The organism is Microbacterium sp., assembly GCF_041909575.1.
Taxonomy (GTDB): Bacteria; Actinomycetota; Actinomycetes; order Actinomycetales; family Microbacteriaceae; genus Microbacterium.
The window spans coordinates 1-688 of record NZ_JAYRDE010000071.1 but is presented as its reverse complement, the minus strand read 5'-3'; the positions used below and the strand labels follow the sequence as shown (position 1 = coordinate 688).

Annotated in this window: 1 protein-coding gene; it reads right to left on the bottom strand. The window is 71.9% G+C overall.

From position 1 onward, the window contains the following. Window positions 1-83: 83 nt before the first annotated feature. Window positions 84-688: alpha-1,6-glucosidase domain-containing protein (locus ACE3O1_RS10615; protein WP_374315003.1), on the bottom strand; the 605-nt coding region annotated here is incomplete at its 5' end.

The following is a 688-nucleotide window of genomic DNA, read 5'->3' as shown; positions in this document are numbered from 1 at the left end:
CGGGGCCCGTGCGCCCCCTCTGGACCCACCCCCCCCCCGTGGTGGGCCGCCCCACACCGCCCCCCCCCCTCTCGTGTGCCCGCTCAGCGCGCCGAGCTGCGCGGGTGCTTCGGCCCCTTCGGTCCGGCCTGCTTCTCGACCAGGACGGCGACGGACCGTGCCGGCACGGTGATGGTTCCGGTCGCGGCATCCCACGTCGTCGTCTTCACGACAGCGTCCGATCCCTTGGCCTGGGCCGGGGTGAGGGCGAAGCTGCGGCCCTCGAGCGCCGACACCTCCTGCGTGGTCGCCTCGGGCGAAGCGTTGAACACGACGAGCGCTCCGGCGAGGGCGGGGTCGACATCGGCGCCGACCCGGTCGTCGACAAGCATCACGATGACGCCGGGCGCGGCATCCGGTCCGCTGCCGGGGAACGTGACCTTCTGCTGGATCAGGTCCGCCGACCCGAGGCGCAGGAGGCCGACCTCCTCGCGTACGCGGAGCAGGTCGAGAGCGGATGCCTCGGCCGCAGCGATGTCGGAGGCACCGGGCTTGAGCGCCGGGTTCTCGAGCAGCGGCTTCATGAAGCTCCACTTCGCGGCGTTGTCGGATTCGCGGGGCAGACCCGAGCCGAAGGTCGACTCCTGGCCGGTCCAGTCGATGCGGTTGAACCAGTCGCCCGAGTTGTAGCTGTTGCGGTCGAGGGACT